At 65.5% G+C, this 15842-nt stretch carries 12 protein-coding genes and 4 tRNA genes; all 16 read right to left on the reverse strand.

Going from position 1 to position 15842, the window contains the following annotated elements:
- Positions 1-8: 8 nt before the first annotated feature.
- Positions 9-479, reverse strand: coding sequence for a 30S ribosomal protein S7 (rpsG, locus tag QLQ83_RS05305; RefSeq protein WP_040183143.1), 471 nt, complete (start codon positions 477-479; stop codon positions 9-11).
- A 119-nt stretch (positions 480-598) separates the two neighbouring features.
- On the reverse strand, positions 599-973 hold the full coding sequence (gene rpsL / locus QLQ83_RS05310; protein WP_071943783.1) for a 30S ribosomal protein S12: 375 nt from the start codon (positions 971-973) through the stop codon (positions 599-601).
- Between the two features lie 151 nt (positions 974-1124).
- Positions 1125-5342, reverse strand: coding sequence for a DNA-directed RNA polymerase subunit beta' (gene rpoC, locus QLQ83_RS05315; protein ID WP_282734488.1), 4218 nt, complete (start codon positions 5340-5342; stop codon positions 1125-1127).
- 87 nt (positions 5343-5429) lie between these two features.
- Entirely contained in the window at positions 5430-9509 is a 4080-nt protein-coding gene (gene rpoB, locus QLQ83_RS05320; protein ID WP_282734489.1) for a DNA-directed RNA polymerase subunit beta, read from the reverse strand.
- A 233-nt stretch (positions 9510-9742) separates the two neighbouring features.
- On the reverse strand, positions 9743-10114 hold the full coding sequence (gene rplL / locus QLQ83_RS05325; RefSeq protein ID WP_282734490.1) for a 50S ribosomal protein L7/L12: 372 nt from the start codon (positions 10112-10114) through the stop codon (positions 9743-9745).
- A 90-nt stretch (positions 10115-10204) separates the two neighbouring features.
- On the reverse strand, positions 10205-10708 hold the full coding sequence (gene rplJ, locus QLQ83_RS05330) for a 50S ribosomal protein L10 (protein ID WP_071943769.1): 504 nt from the start codon (positions 10706-10708) through the stop codon (positions 10205-10207).
- A 259-nt stretch (positions 10709-10967) separates the two neighbouring features.
- On the reverse strand, positions 10968-11660 hold the full coding sequence (gene rplA, locus QLQ83_RS05335) for a 50S ribosomal protein L1 (RefSeq protein ID WP_133636918.1): 693 nt from the start codon (positions 11658-11660) through the stop codon (positions 10968-10970).
- A 2-nt stretch (positions 11661-11662) separates the two neighbouring features.
- A complete protein-coding gene (gene rplK, locus QLQ83_RS05340) occupies positions 11663-12094 on the reverse strand; it encodes a 50S ribosomal protein L11 (RefSeq protein WP_282734491.1) in 432 nt (143 codons plus the stop codon).
- A gap of 92 nt (positions 12095-12186) precedes the next feature.
- On the reverse strand, positions 12187-12720 hold the full coding sequence (gene nusG / locus QLQ83_RS05345; RefSeq protein ID WP_040183153.1) for a transcription termination/antitermination protein NusG: 534 nt from the start codon (positions 12718-12720) through the stop codon (positions 12187-12189).
- Positions 12721-12728: 8 nt separating this feature from the next.
- The gene (gene secE / locus QLQ83_RS05350) at positions 12729-13097 is read right to left on the reverse strand and encodes a preprotein translocase subunit SecE (RefSeq protein ID WP_133636922.1); all 369 of its coding nucleotides are present in this window, start codon (positions 13095-13097) and stop codon (positions 12729-12731) included.
- A gap of 72 nt (positions 13098-13169) precedes the next feature.
- Positions 13170-13245 (reverse strand) — tRNA-Trp (locus QLQ83_RS05355).
- Between the two features lie 151 nt (positions 13246-13396).
- Positions 13397-13471, reverse strand: a tRNA-Thr gene (locus tag QLQ83_RS05360).
- 29 nt (positions 13472-13500) lie between these two features.
- Positions 13501-13574: transfer RNA gene (locus QLQ83_RS05365), tRNA-Gly, on the reverse strand.
- A 49-nt stretch (positions 13575-13623) separates the two neighbouring features.
- A tRNA-Tyr gene (locus tag QLQ83_RS05370) sits at positions 13624-13707 on the reverse strand.
- Between the two features lie 116 nt (positions 13708-13823).
- The gene (locus tag QLQ83_RS05375) at positions 13824-14663 is read right to left on the reverse strand and encodes a type III pantothenate kinase (protein ID WP_282734492.1); all 840 of its coding nucleotides are present in this window, start codon (positions 14661-14663) and stop codon (positions 13824-13826) included.
- Complete coding sequence (locus QLQ83_RS05380; protein ID WP_282734493.1) at positions 14660-15643, reverse strand: biotin--[acetyl-CoA-carboxylase] ligase; 984 nt, start codon at positions 15641-15643, stop codon at positions 14660-14662. Before QLQ83_RS05380 ends, QLQ83_RS05375 begins: the two co-directional genes overlap by 4 nt.
- Between the last annotated feature and the right edge of the window lie 199 nt (positions 15644-15842).

A 15842-nucleotide genomic window follows, 5' to 3' on the forward strand; every position in this document is an offset into this window, starting at 1 on the left:
CGATGCGTTTAGAAGCGGTAGTGAGAGAAGGCCTTGTTGGCCTCTGCCATGCGATGCACGTCTTCCCGCTTCTTGACGGCCGAGCCCTTGCCTTCGGCGGCATCGAGCATCTCGCCGGCGAGGCGCAGCACCATGGTCTTCTCGCCACGGCGACGGGCCGCATCGACCAGCCAGCGCATGGCCAGCGCATGACGGCGCGAGGGGCGAACTTCCACGGGCACCTGATAGGTCGCGCCGCCGACGCGGCGTGACTTGACCTCGACCATGGGCTGGATGGCTTCCAGCGCCTTGTCGAAGATCTCCAGCGGCTCTTCCTTGCTACGCTCGGCAACCCTGTCCAGCGCACCATAGACGATACGCTCAGCTACGGACTTCTTGCCGCCGATCATCAGGTGGTTCATGAACTTCGCCAGGCGCTCGCTTCCGAACTTGGGATCCGGCAGGATCTCGCGCTTGGCCGCAACTCTTCTTCTAGGCATGATAAGCCCTCATCAAAGGATCCTTCAGGTAAACCCGAGACTCCTGCCGACGGCAGCGCTCGACCTTACTCTTATCAGACCGTGGTCAAAATGGGGTGACTGCTGCGTACCGCGGCCGGTCAGACCTTCGGACGCTTGGTGCCGTACTTGGAACGGCCCTGCTTGCGGTTCTGCACGCCGGAGGTGTCCAGGGCGCCACGCACGGTGTGATAGCGCACACCGGGAAGGTCCTTGACGCGGCCGCCGCGGATCAGGACCACGGAGTGCTCCTGGAGGTTGTGGCCTTCACCGCCGATGTACGAGGAGACCTCGTAGCCGTTGGTCAGGCGAACACGGCACACCTTGCGCAGTGCGGAGTTCGGCTTCTTCGGGGTGGTGGTGTAGACGCGGGTGCAGACGCCGCGCTTCTGCGGGCAGGCCTGCAGCGCAGGCACGTCGCTCTTGGCGGCCTGGCGCTTGCGCGGCTTGCGCACGAGCTGATTGATCGTTGCCATGGTGTGTAGCTGACTCCAATGGGTTGCCTTGCCTTGTCCAGCGGGTGCGGGCGCACCCGCCCCACTGTTAAAGGCTGCGCATTCTAATGGCTGACACGGCGCGTCGTCAAGCACTGCGCCTCCTGGGAGGCGCAGTGCCGAGACACGGGCGTCAGATCTCGTCGTCGTCCGAGTCCAGTGCGGTGAGCTGGGCGCCCAGCTCCTGCTCGACGTCGTAGGCCGACGGGTGGAGCAGTCGCTCGGCGTCTTCACGCTTGCGGCGACGCTCCGCGTGGTGGGTCAGGCCGGTACCGGCCGGGATCAGGCGTCCCACCACCACGTTCTCCTTCAGGCCGCGCAGGTAGTCGCGCTTGCCGGTCACCGCCGCCTCGGTCAGCACCCGCGTGGTCTCCTGGAAGGAGGCCGCGGAGATGAACGACTCGGTGGCCAGGCTGGCCTTGGTGATCCCCAGCAGCAGCCGCTGGTACTTGGCCGGGAACTTCTCCTCCTTCTCCAGGCGCGCGTTCTGCTCGAGCACGCGGACCAGCTCGGCCTGGTCGCCCGGGATGAAGTCGCTGTCGCCGGCGTCTGTGATCTCTACCTTGCGCAGCATCTGACGCACGATCACCTCGATGTGCTTGTCGTTGATGCCCACGCCCTGCAGGCGATAGACGTCCTGCACCTCGGTGGTGATGTACTTGGCCAGCTCGGCGATGCCCAGCAGACGCAGGATGTCGTGCGGGTTGCTCGGGCCGTCCGAGATCACCTCGCCCTTCTCGACCGACTCGCCCTCGAAGACCGCGATCTGGCGCCACTTCGGGATCAGCATCTCGAAGGGATCGCCGTCTTCCGGGGTGATGGTCAGGCGCCGCTTGCCCTTGGTCTCCTTGCCGAAGCTGATCACGCCGCTGATCTCGGCGAGGATCGCCGGCTCCTTCGGCTTGCGCGCCTCGAACAGATCGGCGACGCGCGGCAGACCCCCGGTGATGTCCTTGTTGCCGGTGGCTTCCACCGGGATACGGGCCACCACCTCGCCGACGCCGATCGTCGAGCCGTTGTCGACGGTGATGATCGCCTTGCCGGGCAGCGGGTACTGCACCGGCGTGTCGGAGCCGGAGACGGTGACCGGCTTGCCGGCGGCATCGGTCAGCATGATCATCGGGCGCTTGTCGCGGCCAGCCATGGGCCGCGCGGCCGACTCGATCACCTCGATGGAGGAGAGACCGGTCATCTCGTCCACGCTGCGGTGCATGGTGACGCCCTCGTCGAGATCACGGTACTGCACCTGTCCCTCGGCCTCGGCGATGATCGGGTGGGTGTGCGGGTCCCACTTGGCCACGGCCTGGCCGGCCTCGACGCTGTCGCCGTTGCGTACGTCCAGCTCGGCCCCGTAGGGCAGCTTGTAGTACTCGCGCTCGCGGCCGTGATCGTCGGCCACCGCCAGGGCACTGGAGCGCGAGACCACCACCAGCTTCCCGTCGCCGCGCTCGACGTGCTTGATGTTGTGCAGGCGCACCTTGCCGCCGTGCTTGACCTGGACGCTGTCCACCGCGGAGGCCCGGGAGGCCGCCCCGCCGATGTGGAAGGTCCGCATGGTCAGCTGGGTGCCCGGCTCGCCGATGGACTGGGCGGCGATGACGCCCACGGACTCGCCGATGTTCACCTGGTGGCCACGCGCCAGGTCACGGCCGTAACAGGCCGAGCAGACGCCATGCGGTGTCTCGCAGGTGATGGTCGAGCGCACCACGATCTCGTCGACGCCCATGGTGTCGAGCTCGGCACACCACTTCTCGTCGAGCAGGGTACCGCGCGGGATCAGCACCTCGTCGCTGGCCGGGTCGATGACGTCCTGGGCGACCACGCGACCCAGCACGCGCTGGGCCAGGGAGACGATGATGTCGCCGCCCTCGATGACCGGGTGCAGCGTCAGGCCGCGCTCGGTGCCGCAGTCGGGCTCGGTGATCACCATGTCCTGGGCCACGTCGACCAGGCGACGGGTCAGGTAACCGGAGTTGGCGGTCTTGAGTGCCGTGTCCGCCAGGCCCTTCCGCGCGCCGTGGGTCGAGATGAAGTACTGGAGGACGTTCAGGCCCTCGCGGAAGTTGGCGACGATCGGAGTCTCGATGATCGAGCCGTCCGGCTTGGCCATCAGGCCCCGCATGCCCGCCAGCTGGCGGATCTGGGCGGCACTACCCCGGGCACCGGAGTCGGCCATGATGAAGACGCTGTTGAAAGAGTCCTGCTCGACCTCCTTCCCGTCGCGGTCCACCACGGTCTCCTTGGAGATCCCGGCCATCATCGCCTTGGCGACCTGGTCGTTGGCCCGGGCCCAGATATCGATGACCTTGTTGTACTTCTCGCCGGCGGTGACGAGGCCGGAGGAGAACTGGTCCTCGATCTCCTTCACCTCGTCCTCGGCGGCTTCGACGATCTCGGCCTTGGCGTCCGGGATGACGAAGTCGTTGACGCCGATGGAGGCGCCGGACCAGGTGGCCAGGCGGAAGCCGGTGTACATCAGCTGGTCGGCGAAGATCACCGTCGGCTTGAGGCCGGCGCGGCGATAGACCTCGTTGATCAGCTTCGAGATGGCCTTCTTCTTCATCGGCTGGTCGACCAGCTCGAAGGGCACGCCCTCGGGCAGGATGCGGAACAGCAGCGCGCGGCCCACGGTGGTGTCGTAGATGCGGCGATGGTGGCTCTTCTCGCCGGTCTCCTCGTCGATGTCCACCTCGTCGAGGCGCACCTTGACGCGGGCATGCATCGACACGCTCTGGGTGCCGAAGGCGCGCTCCACCTCGTCGAGGCCGGAGAACACCATGCCCTCGCCCTTGTCGTTGATGCGCTCGCGGGTCATGTAGTACAGGCCCAGCACCACGTCCTGGGACGGCACGATGATCGGCTCGCCGTTGGCCGGTGACAGCACGTTGTTGGTGGCCATCATCAGCGCGCGGGCCTCGAGCTGGGCTTCCAGGGTCAGCGGCACGTGCACCGCCATCTGGTCACCGTCGAAGTCGGCGTTGTAGGCGGCACACACCAGCGGGTGCAGCTGGATCGCCTTGCCCTCGATCAGCAGCGGCTCGAAGGCCTGGATGCCGAGGCGGTGCAGGGTCGGGGCGCGGTTGAGCAGGACCGGGTGCTCGCGGATGACGTCGGCGAGGATGTCCCACACCTCGGGCAGCTCGCGCTCGACCATCTTCTTGGCCGCCTTGATGGTGGAGGCATAGCCCAGCGACTGCAGCTTGGAGTAGATGAACGGCTTGAACAGCTCCAGCGCCATCTTCTTCGGCAGGCCGCACTGGTGAAGGCGCAGGGTCGGGCCCACGGTGATCACTGAGCGGCCGGAGTAGTCGACGCGCTTGCCCAGCAGGTTCTGACGGAAGCGACCCTGCTTGCCCTTGATCATGTCGGCCAGGGACTTCAGCGGGCGCTTGTTGGAGCCGGTGATGGCGCGGCCGCGGCGGCCGTTGTCGAGCAGGGCGTCCACCGACTCCTGCAGCATGCGCTTCTCGTTGCGCACGATGATGTCGGGCGCATTGAGGTCGAGCAGCCGCTTGAGGCGGTTGTTGCGGTTGATCACGCGACGGTAGAGGTCGTTGAGGTCCGAGGTCGCGAAGCGGCCACCGTCCAGCGGCACCAGCGGGCGCAGGTCCGGCGGCAGTACCGGCAGCACCTCCATGACCATCCACGCCGGGTCGTTGCCGGAGCCCTGGAAGGCTTCCAGCAGCTTGAGGCGCTTGGAGAGCTTCTTGATCTTGGTCTCGGAGTTGGTCTGCGGGATCTCCTCGCGCAGGCGGTCGATCTCCTCGCCCAGGTCGATGTCCTTGAGCAGTGCCTGGACGGCCTCGGCGCCCATGCGGGCGTCGAAATCGTCGCCGAACTCCTCGAGGGCCTCGAAGTACTGCTCGTCGTTGAGCAACTGGCCGCGCTCGAGGGTGGTCATGCCCGGGTCGATGACCATGAAGCTCTCGAAATAGAGCACGCGCTCGATGTCGCGCAGGGTCATGTCCAGGAACATGCCGATGCGCGACGGCAGCGACTTGAGGAACCAGATATGGGCGACCGGGCTTGCCAGCTCGATGTGACCCATGCGCTCGCGACGCACCGCCGCCTTGGTGACCTCGACGCCGCACTTCTCGCAGATGATGCCGCGGTGCTTCATGCGCTTGTACTTGCCGCACAGGCACTCGTAGTCCTTCACCGGGCCGAAGATCTTGGCACAGAACAGGCCGTCACGCTCCGGCTTGAAGGTGCGGTAGTTGATGGTCTCAGGCTTCTTGACCTCGCCGTAGGACCAGGAGCGAATCATGTCCGGCGACGCCAGCGTGATCTTGATCGCGTCGAACTCGTCGGACTGAGACTGCGATTTGAGGACTTTCACCAAATCTTTCATGGGGTCGGCTCCGTTGCGGAGTTGTCATGGGCGGGGGCGTTGCCGCCCCCGCGGACCGTCATTCTGTGAAGCGCAGGCGGTGCAGCCTCAGCTTTCCAGTTCGATATCGATGCCCAGCGAACGGATTTCCTTCACCAGCACGTTGAAGGATTCCGGCATGCCCGCCTGCATGGTGTGGTCGCCGTCCACGATGCTCTTGTACATCTTGGTGCGCCCCTCCACGTCGTCGGACTTGACGGTGAGCATCTCCTGGAGCGTGTAGGCCGCGCCGTAGGCCTCCAGGGCCCAGACCTCCATCTCGCCGAAGCGCTGGCCACCGAACTGCGCCTTGCCGCCCAGCGGCTGCTGGGTGACCAGGGAGTAGGAGCCGGTGGAGCGCGCGTGCATCTTGTCATCCACCAGGTGGTTGAGCTTGAGCATGTACATGTAGCCCACGGTCACCGGGCGGTCGAAGGCATCGCCGGTACGGCCGTCGTAGAGGGCCATCTGGCCCGAATCCGGCAGGTCGGCGAGGCGCAGCAGGTGCTTGATCTCGTGCTCCTGGGCGCCGTCGAACACCGGGGTGGACATCGGCACGCCGCCCTTGAGGTTCTTGGCCAGGGCGATCACCTCCTCGTCGGAGAGCGAGTCGATGTCCTCGACGCGGGTCCCCTGGGTGGTGTTGTAGACCTGTCCCAGGAAGTCGCGGATCTCGGCCACCTGCTGCTCACGGGCATCGCGCAGCAGCCCCTCGATCTTGACCCCGAGGCCACGTGCCGCCATGCCCAGGTGGGTCTCGAGGATCTGGCCCACGTTCATCCGCGAGGGGACGCCCAGCGGGTTGAGCACCACGTCGATGGGCTCGCCGTTGTCATCGAAGGGCATGTCCTCGATGGGCATGATCGCCGAGATGACGCCCTTGTTGCCGTGGCGGCCGGCCATCTTGTCGCCCGGCTGCAGGCGGCGCTTGATCGCCAGGTAGACCTTGACGATCTTCAGCACGCCCGGCGCCAGGTCGTCGCCCTGGGTGAGCTTGCGCTTCTTGTCCTCGAAGCGCTCGTCCATCTCCTTGCGACGGCTCTCCAGCTGCTCGTCGGCCTGGGCCAGCAGCTCGTTGAAGGTCTCGTCCTGCAGACGCAGCTTGAACCACTGCTGGCGCGGTAGCTCCTCGAGGTAGCTGTCGGAGAGCACGTCGCCCTTCTTCAGCTTGGGCCCGCCGTTGACGACCTGGCCGGAGAGGGTGCGCTTGAGGCGCTCGAAGGTGGCATCCTCGGCGATGCGGTAGGTCTCCTGCAGGTCCTTGCGCACCTCGTCGAGCTGCATCTGCTCGATGGAGAGCGCCCGGGAGTCCTTCTCCACGCCGTCACGGGTGAACACCTGGACGTCTATGACGGTGCCCTTCATGCCGGTCGGGGCACGCAGCGAGGTGTCCTTCACGTCGGACGCCTTCTCGCCGAAGATGGCACGCAGCAACTTCTCTTCCGGGGTCAGCTGGGTCTCGCCCTTGGGCGTCACCTTGCCCACCAGGATGTCACCGGCGCCGACCTCGGCGCCGATGTAGACCACCCCGGCCTCGTCCAGCTTGCCCAGCGCCGACTCGCCGACGTTGGGGATGTCGGAGGTGATCTCCTCCGGCCCCAGCTTGGTGTCACGGGAGACGCAGGTCAGCTCCTGGATGTGGATGGTGGTGAAGCGATCTTCCTGGACCGCCCGCTCGGAGAGCAGGATGGAGTCCTCGAAGTTGTAGCCGTTCCACGGCATGAAGGCGATGCGCATGTTCTGGCCCAGCGCCAGGTCGCCCATGTCGACGGAGGGACCGTCGGCCAGGATGTCGCCGCGGCGCACCTGGTCACCGGGGCGCACGATGGGCCGCTGGTTCATGCAGGTGTTCTGGTTGGAGCGCAGGTACTTGGTCAGGTTGTAGATATCGACGCCGGCCTCGCCGCCGATGATCTCGTCCTCGCTGACCCGCACCACGATACGCTTGGCGTCGACCGAGTCGATCACCCCGCCGCGGCGGGCCACCTCGCAGACGCCGGAGTCGCGTGCCACGAAGCGCTCCATGCCGGTACCCACCAGCGGCTTGTCGGCACGCAGGGTCGGCACGGCCTGGCGCTGCATGTTCGCCCCCATCAGGGCGCGGTTGGCGTCGTCGTGCTCGAGGAAGGGGATCAGCGCCGCGGCCACGGATACCACCTGGCGCGGCGATACGTCCATCAGGGTGACCTGCTCGGGACGCATGAAGGTGGTCTCGCCGCGGTGGCGGACCTGCACCAGGTCGTCGACCAGCTTGTTCGACTCGTCCACGGTGGCGGAGGCCTGGGCGATGACGAAGTCGCCCTCCTCGATGGCCGAGAGGTGCACCACGTCGTCGGTCACCTGGGCATCCACGACCTTGCGATACGGCGTCTCGAGGAAGCCGTAGCTGTTGGTGTGGCTGTAGGTGGCCAGGGAGTTGATCAGGCCGATGTTCGGGCCTTCCGGCGTCTCGATGGGACACAGGCGACCGTAGTGGGTGGCGTGGACGTCACGCACCTCGAAGCCGGCCCGCTCGCGGGTCAGGCCGCCCGGGCCGAGCGCCGAGACGCGACGCTTGTGGGTGACCTCGGAGAGCGGGTTGTTCTGGTCCATGAACTGCGAGAGCTGGCTGGAACCGAAGAACTCCTTGACCGCCGCCGCCACGGGCTTGGCATTGATCAGGTCCTGGGGCATCAGGCCTTCGCTCTCGGCCATGGAGAGGCGTTCCTTGACCGCGCGCTCGACGCGCACCAGGCCCACGCGGAACTGGTTCTCGGCCATCTCGCCGACGCAGCGGATGCGGCGGTTGCCCAGATGGTCGATATCGTCGACATCACCGAAGCCGTTGCGGATCGCGATCATCTCGCGCAGCACGTCGAGGATGTCCTGCTGGTCGAGGACGCCGGAGCCGGTGTCGCTGTCGCGACGCAGCCGGCGGTTGAACTTCATGCGACCCACGCCCGACAGGTCGTAGCGGTCCTCGCTGAAGAACAGGTTGTTGAACAGCGTCTCGGCGGCCTCCTTGGTGGGCGGCTCGCCGGGGCGCATCATGCGGTAGATCTCGACCAGCGCCTCGAGGCGGGACCCGGTGGTGTCCAGCTTGAGGGTGTCGGAGATGAAGGGGCCACAGTCGAGGTCGTTGGTGTAGAGCGTCTCGAGGGTGGTGATGCCCGCCTGGCCGATCTTCTCCAGCAGCTCGGGCGTGATCTCGGTATTGCAGGGGCAGATCAGCTCGCCGGTGTTCGGGTCGACCTGATCCTTGGCCAGGGTCTTGCCGAACAGGTAGTCCATCGGCACGTCGAGGCGCTCGAGACCGGCCTTTTCCAGCTGGCGGATGTGCTTCTGGGTGATCCGGCGACCTTCCTCGACGATGACGTTGCCGTCGCCGTCCTTGATGTCGAAGGTGGCGGTCTCGCCGCGCAGGCGCGAGGGCACCAGCTCCACGGAGAAGCCGGACTTCTCGATGTGGAAGGTGCTGAGCTCGAAGAAGTTATCGAGGATCTCCTCGGCGCTCATGCCCAAGGCGCGCAGCAGCACCGTGGCCGGCAGCTTGCGGCGACGGTCGATGCGCACGAAGACGCTGTCCTTGGGATCGAACTCGAAGTCGAGCCAGGAGCCGCGGTAGGGGATCACCCGCGCGGAATAGAGCAGCTTGCCGGAGGAGTGGCTCTTGCCCTTGTCGTGGTCGAAGAACACGCCGGGCGAGCGGTGCAGCTGGGAAACGATGACGCGCTCGGTACCGTTGATGACGAAGGTACCGTTCTCGGTCATCAGGGGGATCTCCCCCATGTAGACTTCCTGCTCCTTGATGTCCTTGATCGCCTTGTTGGACGAGTCCTTGTCGTAGATGATCAGGCGGACCTTGACGCGCAGGGGAGCCGAATAGGTGACGCCACGCAGCTGGCACTCCTTGACGTCGAAGGCCGGAGTGCCGAAACGGTAGCTGACATACTCCAGGGCAGCGTTGCCGGAGAAGCTCGCGATCGGGAAGACCGACTTGAAGGCGGCGTGCAGGCCGATTTCCAGGCGTTCTTCGGGTGAGCGATCCTGCTGGAGAAACTCGTAGTAGGAATCAAGCTGGATGGCCAGCAGGTAGGGCACATCCATCACTTGGGGCAGTTTGCCGAAATCCTTGCGGATGCGTTTTTTCTCAGTGTATGAGTAAGCCATCTGTATTCCCCAGCTTGTTCACCATGGGTGACCGATGCGTGTCGGCGTCACCCGACGGGTACGGCTCCGTCAGGCGCTGACGGCAAGCCTCCACCAGGAGGCTCGCCGTCGGAATTCTCGGCTAGCGGTGGCCCGAGGGCGACCGGCTAGTGACAACAGAAAAAGGCCGGCAGCGGGTGTCCCGCCACCAGCCGTGGAAGCTTACGCAGCGCGTGAAGCCATGGGCACAAGGGTTACTTGAGCTCCACGCTCGCGCCGGCGTCTTCCAGCTTCTTCTTTGCTGCTTCGGCGTCGTCCTTGGACAGGCCTTCCTTGATGGTCGCCGGTGCGCCGTCGACGGCACCCTTGGCTTCCTTGAGGCCCAGGCCGGTGATCTCGCGGACCGCCTTGATCACGTTGACCTTCTTGTCGCCGGCGCCGGTCAGCACCACGTCGAACTCGGTCTGCTCTTCCTCGGCAGCGGCTTCACCGCCACCCGGGCCGGCCACGACGGCAGCGGCAGCAGAGACACCGAACTTCTCTTCCATGGCCTCGATCAGCTCGGCCACTTCCATGACGGACATGTCGGCGACGGCGTTGATGATGTCTTCTTTGGTCAGTGCCATTGTCTAGATTCCTAACTTTGCGGGAGCCTCGGCATCGCGATGGCTCGGGGATTCAATGTTTGATTCGGGCTGCGCGCAAGAGTTCGCCGATCAGGCGGCCTCTTCCTGCTTCTGGTCACGCAGCGCCGCGAGGGTACGGACCAGCTTGCCGGCAGAAGCTTCCTTCATGACGGACATCAGCTTGGCGATCGCCTCATCGTAGGTCGGCAGGGTTGCCAGACGGTCGATGTCGCTTGCCGGGATCAGCTCACCTTCGTAGGCCAGCGCCTTGACCTCGAACTCCTTCTGACCCTTGGCGAACTCCTTGAACAGACGGGCGGCGGCGCCCGGGTGCTCATAGGAGAAAGCCAGCATGGTCGGACCGGAGAAGGTCTCGTCCAGAATCTCCCAGGGAGTTCCGGACAGGGCGCGGCGTGCCAGAGTGTTGCGGACAACACGAATCTGCACGCCATTCTCGCGGGCCTGCTTGCGCAGGTCGGTCATCGCGCTGACCGCGACGCCACGAGAGTCGGCAACTACGACGGAGAGCGCATCCTTGGCCGCTTCACTGACCTCGGCAACGATTGCCTTCTTGCCTTCGAGTGCTAGTGGCACAGTGATCACTCCTTCGTGCCGGAACCTCGCGAGAGGATTCCGGTGGTTACCATCTCTCCCGACCGGAGGTCGGGAGTCCTGGGTGATGGTGCTCACCAGAGATCTGGCGGCCACACCATCTGCGCAGGCCTCCCCGGGGGAAGATTAAGCCGCGCTCGCAAGAGACGCGGCACCTGCGGTCTTTGACGATGCCCCGCCGGCGAGGATAGCCCGGCACGGGGACCGCAAAGTTCCTGCAATCGTCTCGATCGCCGCCCGATCAGGCCAGGGCGGAATGATCGATGGTCAGCCCCGGGCCCATGGTGGTGGACAGGGTGACCTTCTTGAGATAGATGCCCTTGGAGGTGCTCGGCTTGAGCTTCTTCAGGTCGGCGACCAGCGCCTCCAGGTTGCCCTGGATGGCAGAGGCATCGAAGTCGACCTTGCCAAGGGTGGTATGGATGATGCCGTTCTTGTCGGTGCGGAAGCGTACCTGGCCGGCCTTGGCGTTCTTGACGGCAGTGGCCACGTCAGGGGTCACGGTTCCGACCTTGGGGTTCGGCATCAGGCCGCGCGGACCGAGGATCTGGCCCAGCTGGCCGACGACACGCATGGCGTCCGGCGAGGCGATGACCACGTCGAAGTCCAGCTGACCCTTCTTGACCTGCTCGGCCAGGTCGTCCATGCCGACGATGTCGGCACCGGCTTCCTTGGCGGCATCGACGTTGGCACCCTGGGTGAAGACCGCGACACGCACGTCCTTGCCGGTACCGTTGGGCATGACAGTGGCGCCACGCACGACCTGGTCGGACTTACGCGGGTCGACGCCCAGGTTGATGGCGACGTCCAGGGACTCCTTGAACTTGACGGTGGACAGCTCGGAGAGCAGGGCCACGGCCTCGTCGAGGGAGTAGGTCCGGTTGGCGTCGACCTTCTCGCGAATCTGCTGTGCACGCTTGGTAAGCTTGGCCATGATCAGAGACCCTCCACGTTCAGGCCCATGCTGCGGGCACTACCGGCAATGGTACGCACCGCGGCGTCGAGATCGGCAGCCGTCAGGTCGGGCTCCTTGGTCTTGGCGATCTCCTCGAGCTGCTCGCGGGTCACGGTGCCGACCTTGGTCTTGTTCGGCTCGCCGGAGCCGGACTTGATGCCGGCCGCCTTCTTCAGCAGGACCGCGGCAGGCGGGGTCTTGGTGATGAAGGTGAAGCTGCGGTCGGAGTAGACGGTGATGACCACGGGGGTCGGCAGGCCCGGCTCGATCTCCTGGGTCGCGGCGTTGAACGCCTTGCAGAACTCCATGATGTTGACGCCGTGCTGGCCCAGCGCGGGGCCCACGGGGGGACTCGGGTTGGCCTTGCCAGCTGCGACCTGCAGCTTGATGTAAGCCTGTACTTTCTTGGCCATGATGGACTCCAGTTGGGTAGTAGCGCCTTGCGGCTCCCCGGGTTACACAACCACCCGCGGGTGGTTGTCACGAAACAGACAGGGCCGGAAGGCTATTCCTTCTCGACCTGGGCAAACTCCAGCTCGACGGGCGTGGAGCGGCCGAAGATCAGCACGCTGACCTGCACACGGCTCTTGTCGTAGTTGACCTCCTCGACGACCCCGTTGAAGTCGGCGAAGGGTCCGTCGATGACGCGCACCGACTGGCCCGGTTCGAAGAGCGTCTTGGGCTTCGGCTTGTCGGTGCCGTCCTTGACCCGGCTGAGGATGGCATCCGCCTCCTTGCGGGTGATCGGGGCCGGCTTCTCCTTGGTGCCGCCGATGAACCCCATGACGCGCGGGGTCTCGTTGACCAGGTGCCAGGTCTCGTCATCCATCTCCATCTCGACCAGCACGTAGCCGGGATAGAACTTGCGCTCGCTCTTGCGACGCTTGCCGTCACGCACCTCGACGACCTCTTCGGTCGGCACCAGGATCTCGCCGAAGCGATCCTCCATGCCGTGCATCTTCACGCGCTCGATGAGCGAGCGCATGACATGCTTCTCGAAGCCGGAGTAGGCGTGGACGACATACCAACGCTTGGACATGAAAACTCCTAACCGATGACGCCGGACATCGCCCAGCCAAGAAGGGTGTCGATCAGCCAGAGCATCAAGCCGACCACCAGCACGGCCACCAGCACGATGGCGGTGGTCTGCACGGTCTCGGGCCGGGTCGGCCAGACGACACGCTGGATTTCCTTCTTCGCACTCCTGGCGAGCTCGACCAGATCACGACCCTTGGTCGTGGTCAGCGCCACCAGGGCCGCCGCCACGCTGAGCACGACGACACCGAGCACACGATAGAGAAGCGCCTGGTCGGCGAAATAGGTATTGCCGACCACGGCAAGGACCAGCAGAGTGACGACAACCGCCCACTTGAGCCCGTCGTGGCGCGACTCCTGCACCTCGGCGTTATGCTTCATGAAAACGAGACTCCTCAGGGTGCGGCAATCGAAACATGAAAGTATATGAGATCTCGCCAGCCTGGGGAAGACTGGCAGGCCAGGAGGGAATCGAACCCCCAACCTGCGGTTTTGGAGACCGCTGCTCTGCCAATTGAGCTACTGGCCTGTATCTGCTTCCGCGACCGCCCTTTGCAGGCGACCTGTACGACAGCGGGCGCCATGATAGCGAAAGCCGCTCTCTCTGGCAACCCCTCCCCCGCACAACATCAGCACGGGGAAGAAAAAGAAAAGGCGAGCCGGGGCTCGCCTTCTCGATATGGAGCTCATGGACGGATTTGAACCGTCGACCTCACCCTTACCAAGGGTGTGCTCTACCCCTGAGCTACATGAGCGCAACCTTGTGGCATCACATCCTGATACCTGGAGCGGGCAGCGGGGATCGAACCCGCATCATCAGCTTGGAAGGCTGAGGTTCTACCATTGAACTATGCCCGCCGACCCACTCTTGCTCGCCACCACACGACGCATCGGGTGCGGCTGAACCTGGTGGAGGGGGAAGGATTCGAACCTTCGAAGCTTTCGCGGCAGATTTACAGTCTGCTCCCTTTGGCCACTCGGGAACCCCTCCAGCTGGCGATGCATTCTACCGCCTCTGTTCTCGGTGTCAAGTGCCTGTTTTCTTTGGCTCTTGATCGAACGCGACGGGCCTGCCGACCACGCCTCTCCGGAACGCGGCGCATTGTGTCAAAGCAGCATGGAGAATGCAAGGGCGGCGCGTATCTTTTCCAGCGCCACCGGCGAGGGCACGCGGGGTGCCCCGGACAGGCGCCCCGCCCGCTCGGCCGCAGTCAGCGGGAAGCAGGCCTCGAGCCCACCGTAGACCATGTCCGGCCAGACTGCATGGGGCACCTGGATGCCACGTGACACCACCCGGGCATCCCCGCCGGTCAGCATCATCGGCAGCGCCACGCCCTGCTGGTCGCACACCTCGCTGTAGATGCGGTTGACCGCGCTCACCGCCGCCATGTAGATACCATGGTTGACCGCCTCGACGGTGCGCCTGCCAGGCTCCAGCAGCTCTTCGGCCTCGCTGTCCGGGTCGATCGCCACGTTGCGGGTGCCGAGCTTCAGGCTCTCCTTCATCAGCCGTAGCCCGGGCAGGATGTAGCCGCCCAGGTGACGCCCGCCGGGCAGCACGAAGTCGACGGTGATGGCGCTACCGCAGTCCACGGCGCAGCAGCCACCGGCGAGCTGGTAGCCCGCCAGTGCTCCCATCCAGCGGTCGACCCCCAGCCGGCCGGGCTCCTCGTAGCCATTGGTGACCCCCAGGGCCTCGGCCGTCGAGCGCGCCACATGGACGGTACCGACCCGGCGGCGCAGCAGCGACACCGTCTCCTCCAGTACCGCCCTGCGCGCCACGCTGGAGATGCGCACCGCCTCGACCACGTCGAGGTCCGGGATATCCGCGCCCGGGCGCCACTCCTCCCGTGTCCAGACCGCCCCGCGGGAACGGATCTCGCTGCTGTCGGCATCCTTGAGCCGCCACTTGGACAGGGTGTTGCCGATATCGAGGTCCAGGATCATGCGCGTCTCCGCACGCTGATCTCGCCGCCGGCCAGCCGCACCGGCCGCCCCTCCTGCTGCACCCAGAGGTTGCCGGCCTCGTCCACATCCCCGGCTGTGGCCGACTCCCGGACTCCCCGCTGCAGGATCTCCACCTCGCAGCCGGCGAAGGCGTGTCGGGCGTTCCAGTCGTCACGCCAGGCGGAGAACCCCTGCTGCTCGAAGCCCGCCAGCAGGGGCAGCAGCTCGTCCAGCAGATCGACGGCCAGGACATTGCGTGAGAGCCCCGGCGCCTGGTCATGGACCGCCGCGACGGCCTGGTCGATGCCCCCTCGGAACGCCGCCGGCAAGTCGACATTGATGCCCATGCCCACCACCACCTCGCACGGGCCCGCGGCATCACCACTGATCTCCACCAGGATGCCCGCCAGCTTGCCGAGCGCCCCGTCGTCACCATCCAGCAGCACGTCATTGGGCCACTTGAGGCGAGGCCTGACGCCATGGCGCTCGAGTACCCTGGCAAGGGCCACGCCCAGCGCCAGGCTCAGCCCCTCCAGCGACGCCACTCCCGCCTCGACCCGCCAGCCGATCGAGAGCATCAGGGTGCGCCCCCAGGGGGTCACCCAGGCGCGCCCTCGGCGTCCGCGCCCCTCGCTCTGCTGCTCCACCAGGCAGACCTCACCGTGCCCTGCCCCCTGGGAGAAACGCTCACGCAGGAAGGCGTTGCTGGACGGCAGGCTCTCTTCCACGAACAGCCGCGTCAGTTGGTGACGCGCCTCTCGCGAGAGGCCGGCCACGATGGCGCCTCCATCCAGCAACTCGAGGCGCTCGACCAGTCGATACCCCTGACCCTTGACCGCCTCCATGGGAATGCCCAGGGACTCCAGCTTGCGCAACTGCTTCCATACTGCTGCCCGCGACACGCCCAGCCGTTCACCCAGCTGTTCGCCGGAGTGGAACTCGCCATCGCTCAGCAGTCGGATCAGGTCACCGATGGTCATGCTCATGCCCCTGACGGGAAATGTGACATTCTAGCGGATGCGGCCAGCCCCCGGAAACGCCAGCGACCAAAGTGGGTAAGCGGCATCGACCTTCAGACATGAAAAAACCCCGACCAATGGCCGGGGTTTCTGAATAAGTGCCTGACGATGACCTACTCTCGCATGGGGAGGCCCCACACTACCATCGGCGCTGAGCGGT

Source organism: Halomonas rhizosphaerae (assembly GCF_030010555.1).
GTDB lineage: Bacteria > Pseudomonadota > Gammaproteobacteria > Pseudomonadales > Halomonadaceae > Halomonas > Halomonas rhizosphaerae.

Excerpts from the sequence above, each read along its gene's own strand:
- rpsG (WP_040183143.1), bottom strand. The coding sequence starts at position 479 with ATGCCTAGAAGAAGAGTTGCGGCCAAGCGCGAGATCCTGCCGGATCCC.
- rpsL (WP_071943783.1), bottom strand. The coding sequence starts at position 973 with ATGGCAACGATCAATCAGCTCGTGCGCAAGCCGCGCAAGCGCCAGGCC.
- rpoC (WP_282734488.1), bottom strand. The coding sequence starts at position 5,342 with ATGAAAGATTTGGTGAAAGTCCTCAAATCGCAGTCTCAGTCCGACGAG.
- rpoB (WP_282734489.1), bottom strand. The coding sequence starts at position 9,509 with ATGGCTTACTCATACACTGAGAAAAAACGCATCCGCAAGGATTTCGGC.
- rplL (WP_282734490.1), bottom strand. The coding sequence starts at position 10,114 with ATGGCACTGACCAAAGAAGACATCATCAACGCCGTCGCCGACATGTCC.
- rplA (WP_133636918.1), bottom strand. The coding sequence starts at position 11,660 with ATGGCCAAGCTTACCAAGCGTGCACAGCAGATTCGCGAGAAGGTCGAC.
- rplK (WP_282734491.1), bottom strand. The coding sequence starts at position 12,094 with ATGGCCAAGAAAGTACAGGCTTACATCAAGCTGCAGGTCGCAGCTGGC.
- nusG (WP_040183153.1), bottom strand. The coding sequence starts at position 12,720 with ATGTCCAAGCGTTGGTATGTCGTCCACGCCTACTCCGGCTTCGAGAAG.
- secE (WP_133636922.1), bottom strand. The coding sequence starts at position 13,097 with ATGAAGCATAACGCCGAGGTGCAGGAGTCGCGCCACGACGGGCTCAAG.
- QLQ83_RS05375 (WP_282734492.1), bottom strand. The coding sequence starts at position 14,663 with ATGATCCTGGACCTCGATATCGGCAACACCCTGTCCAAGTGGCGGCTC.
- QLQ83_RS05380 (WP_282734493.1), bottom strand. The coding sequence starts at position 15,643 with ATGACCATCGGTGACCTGATCCGACTGCTGAGCGATGGCGAGTTCCAC.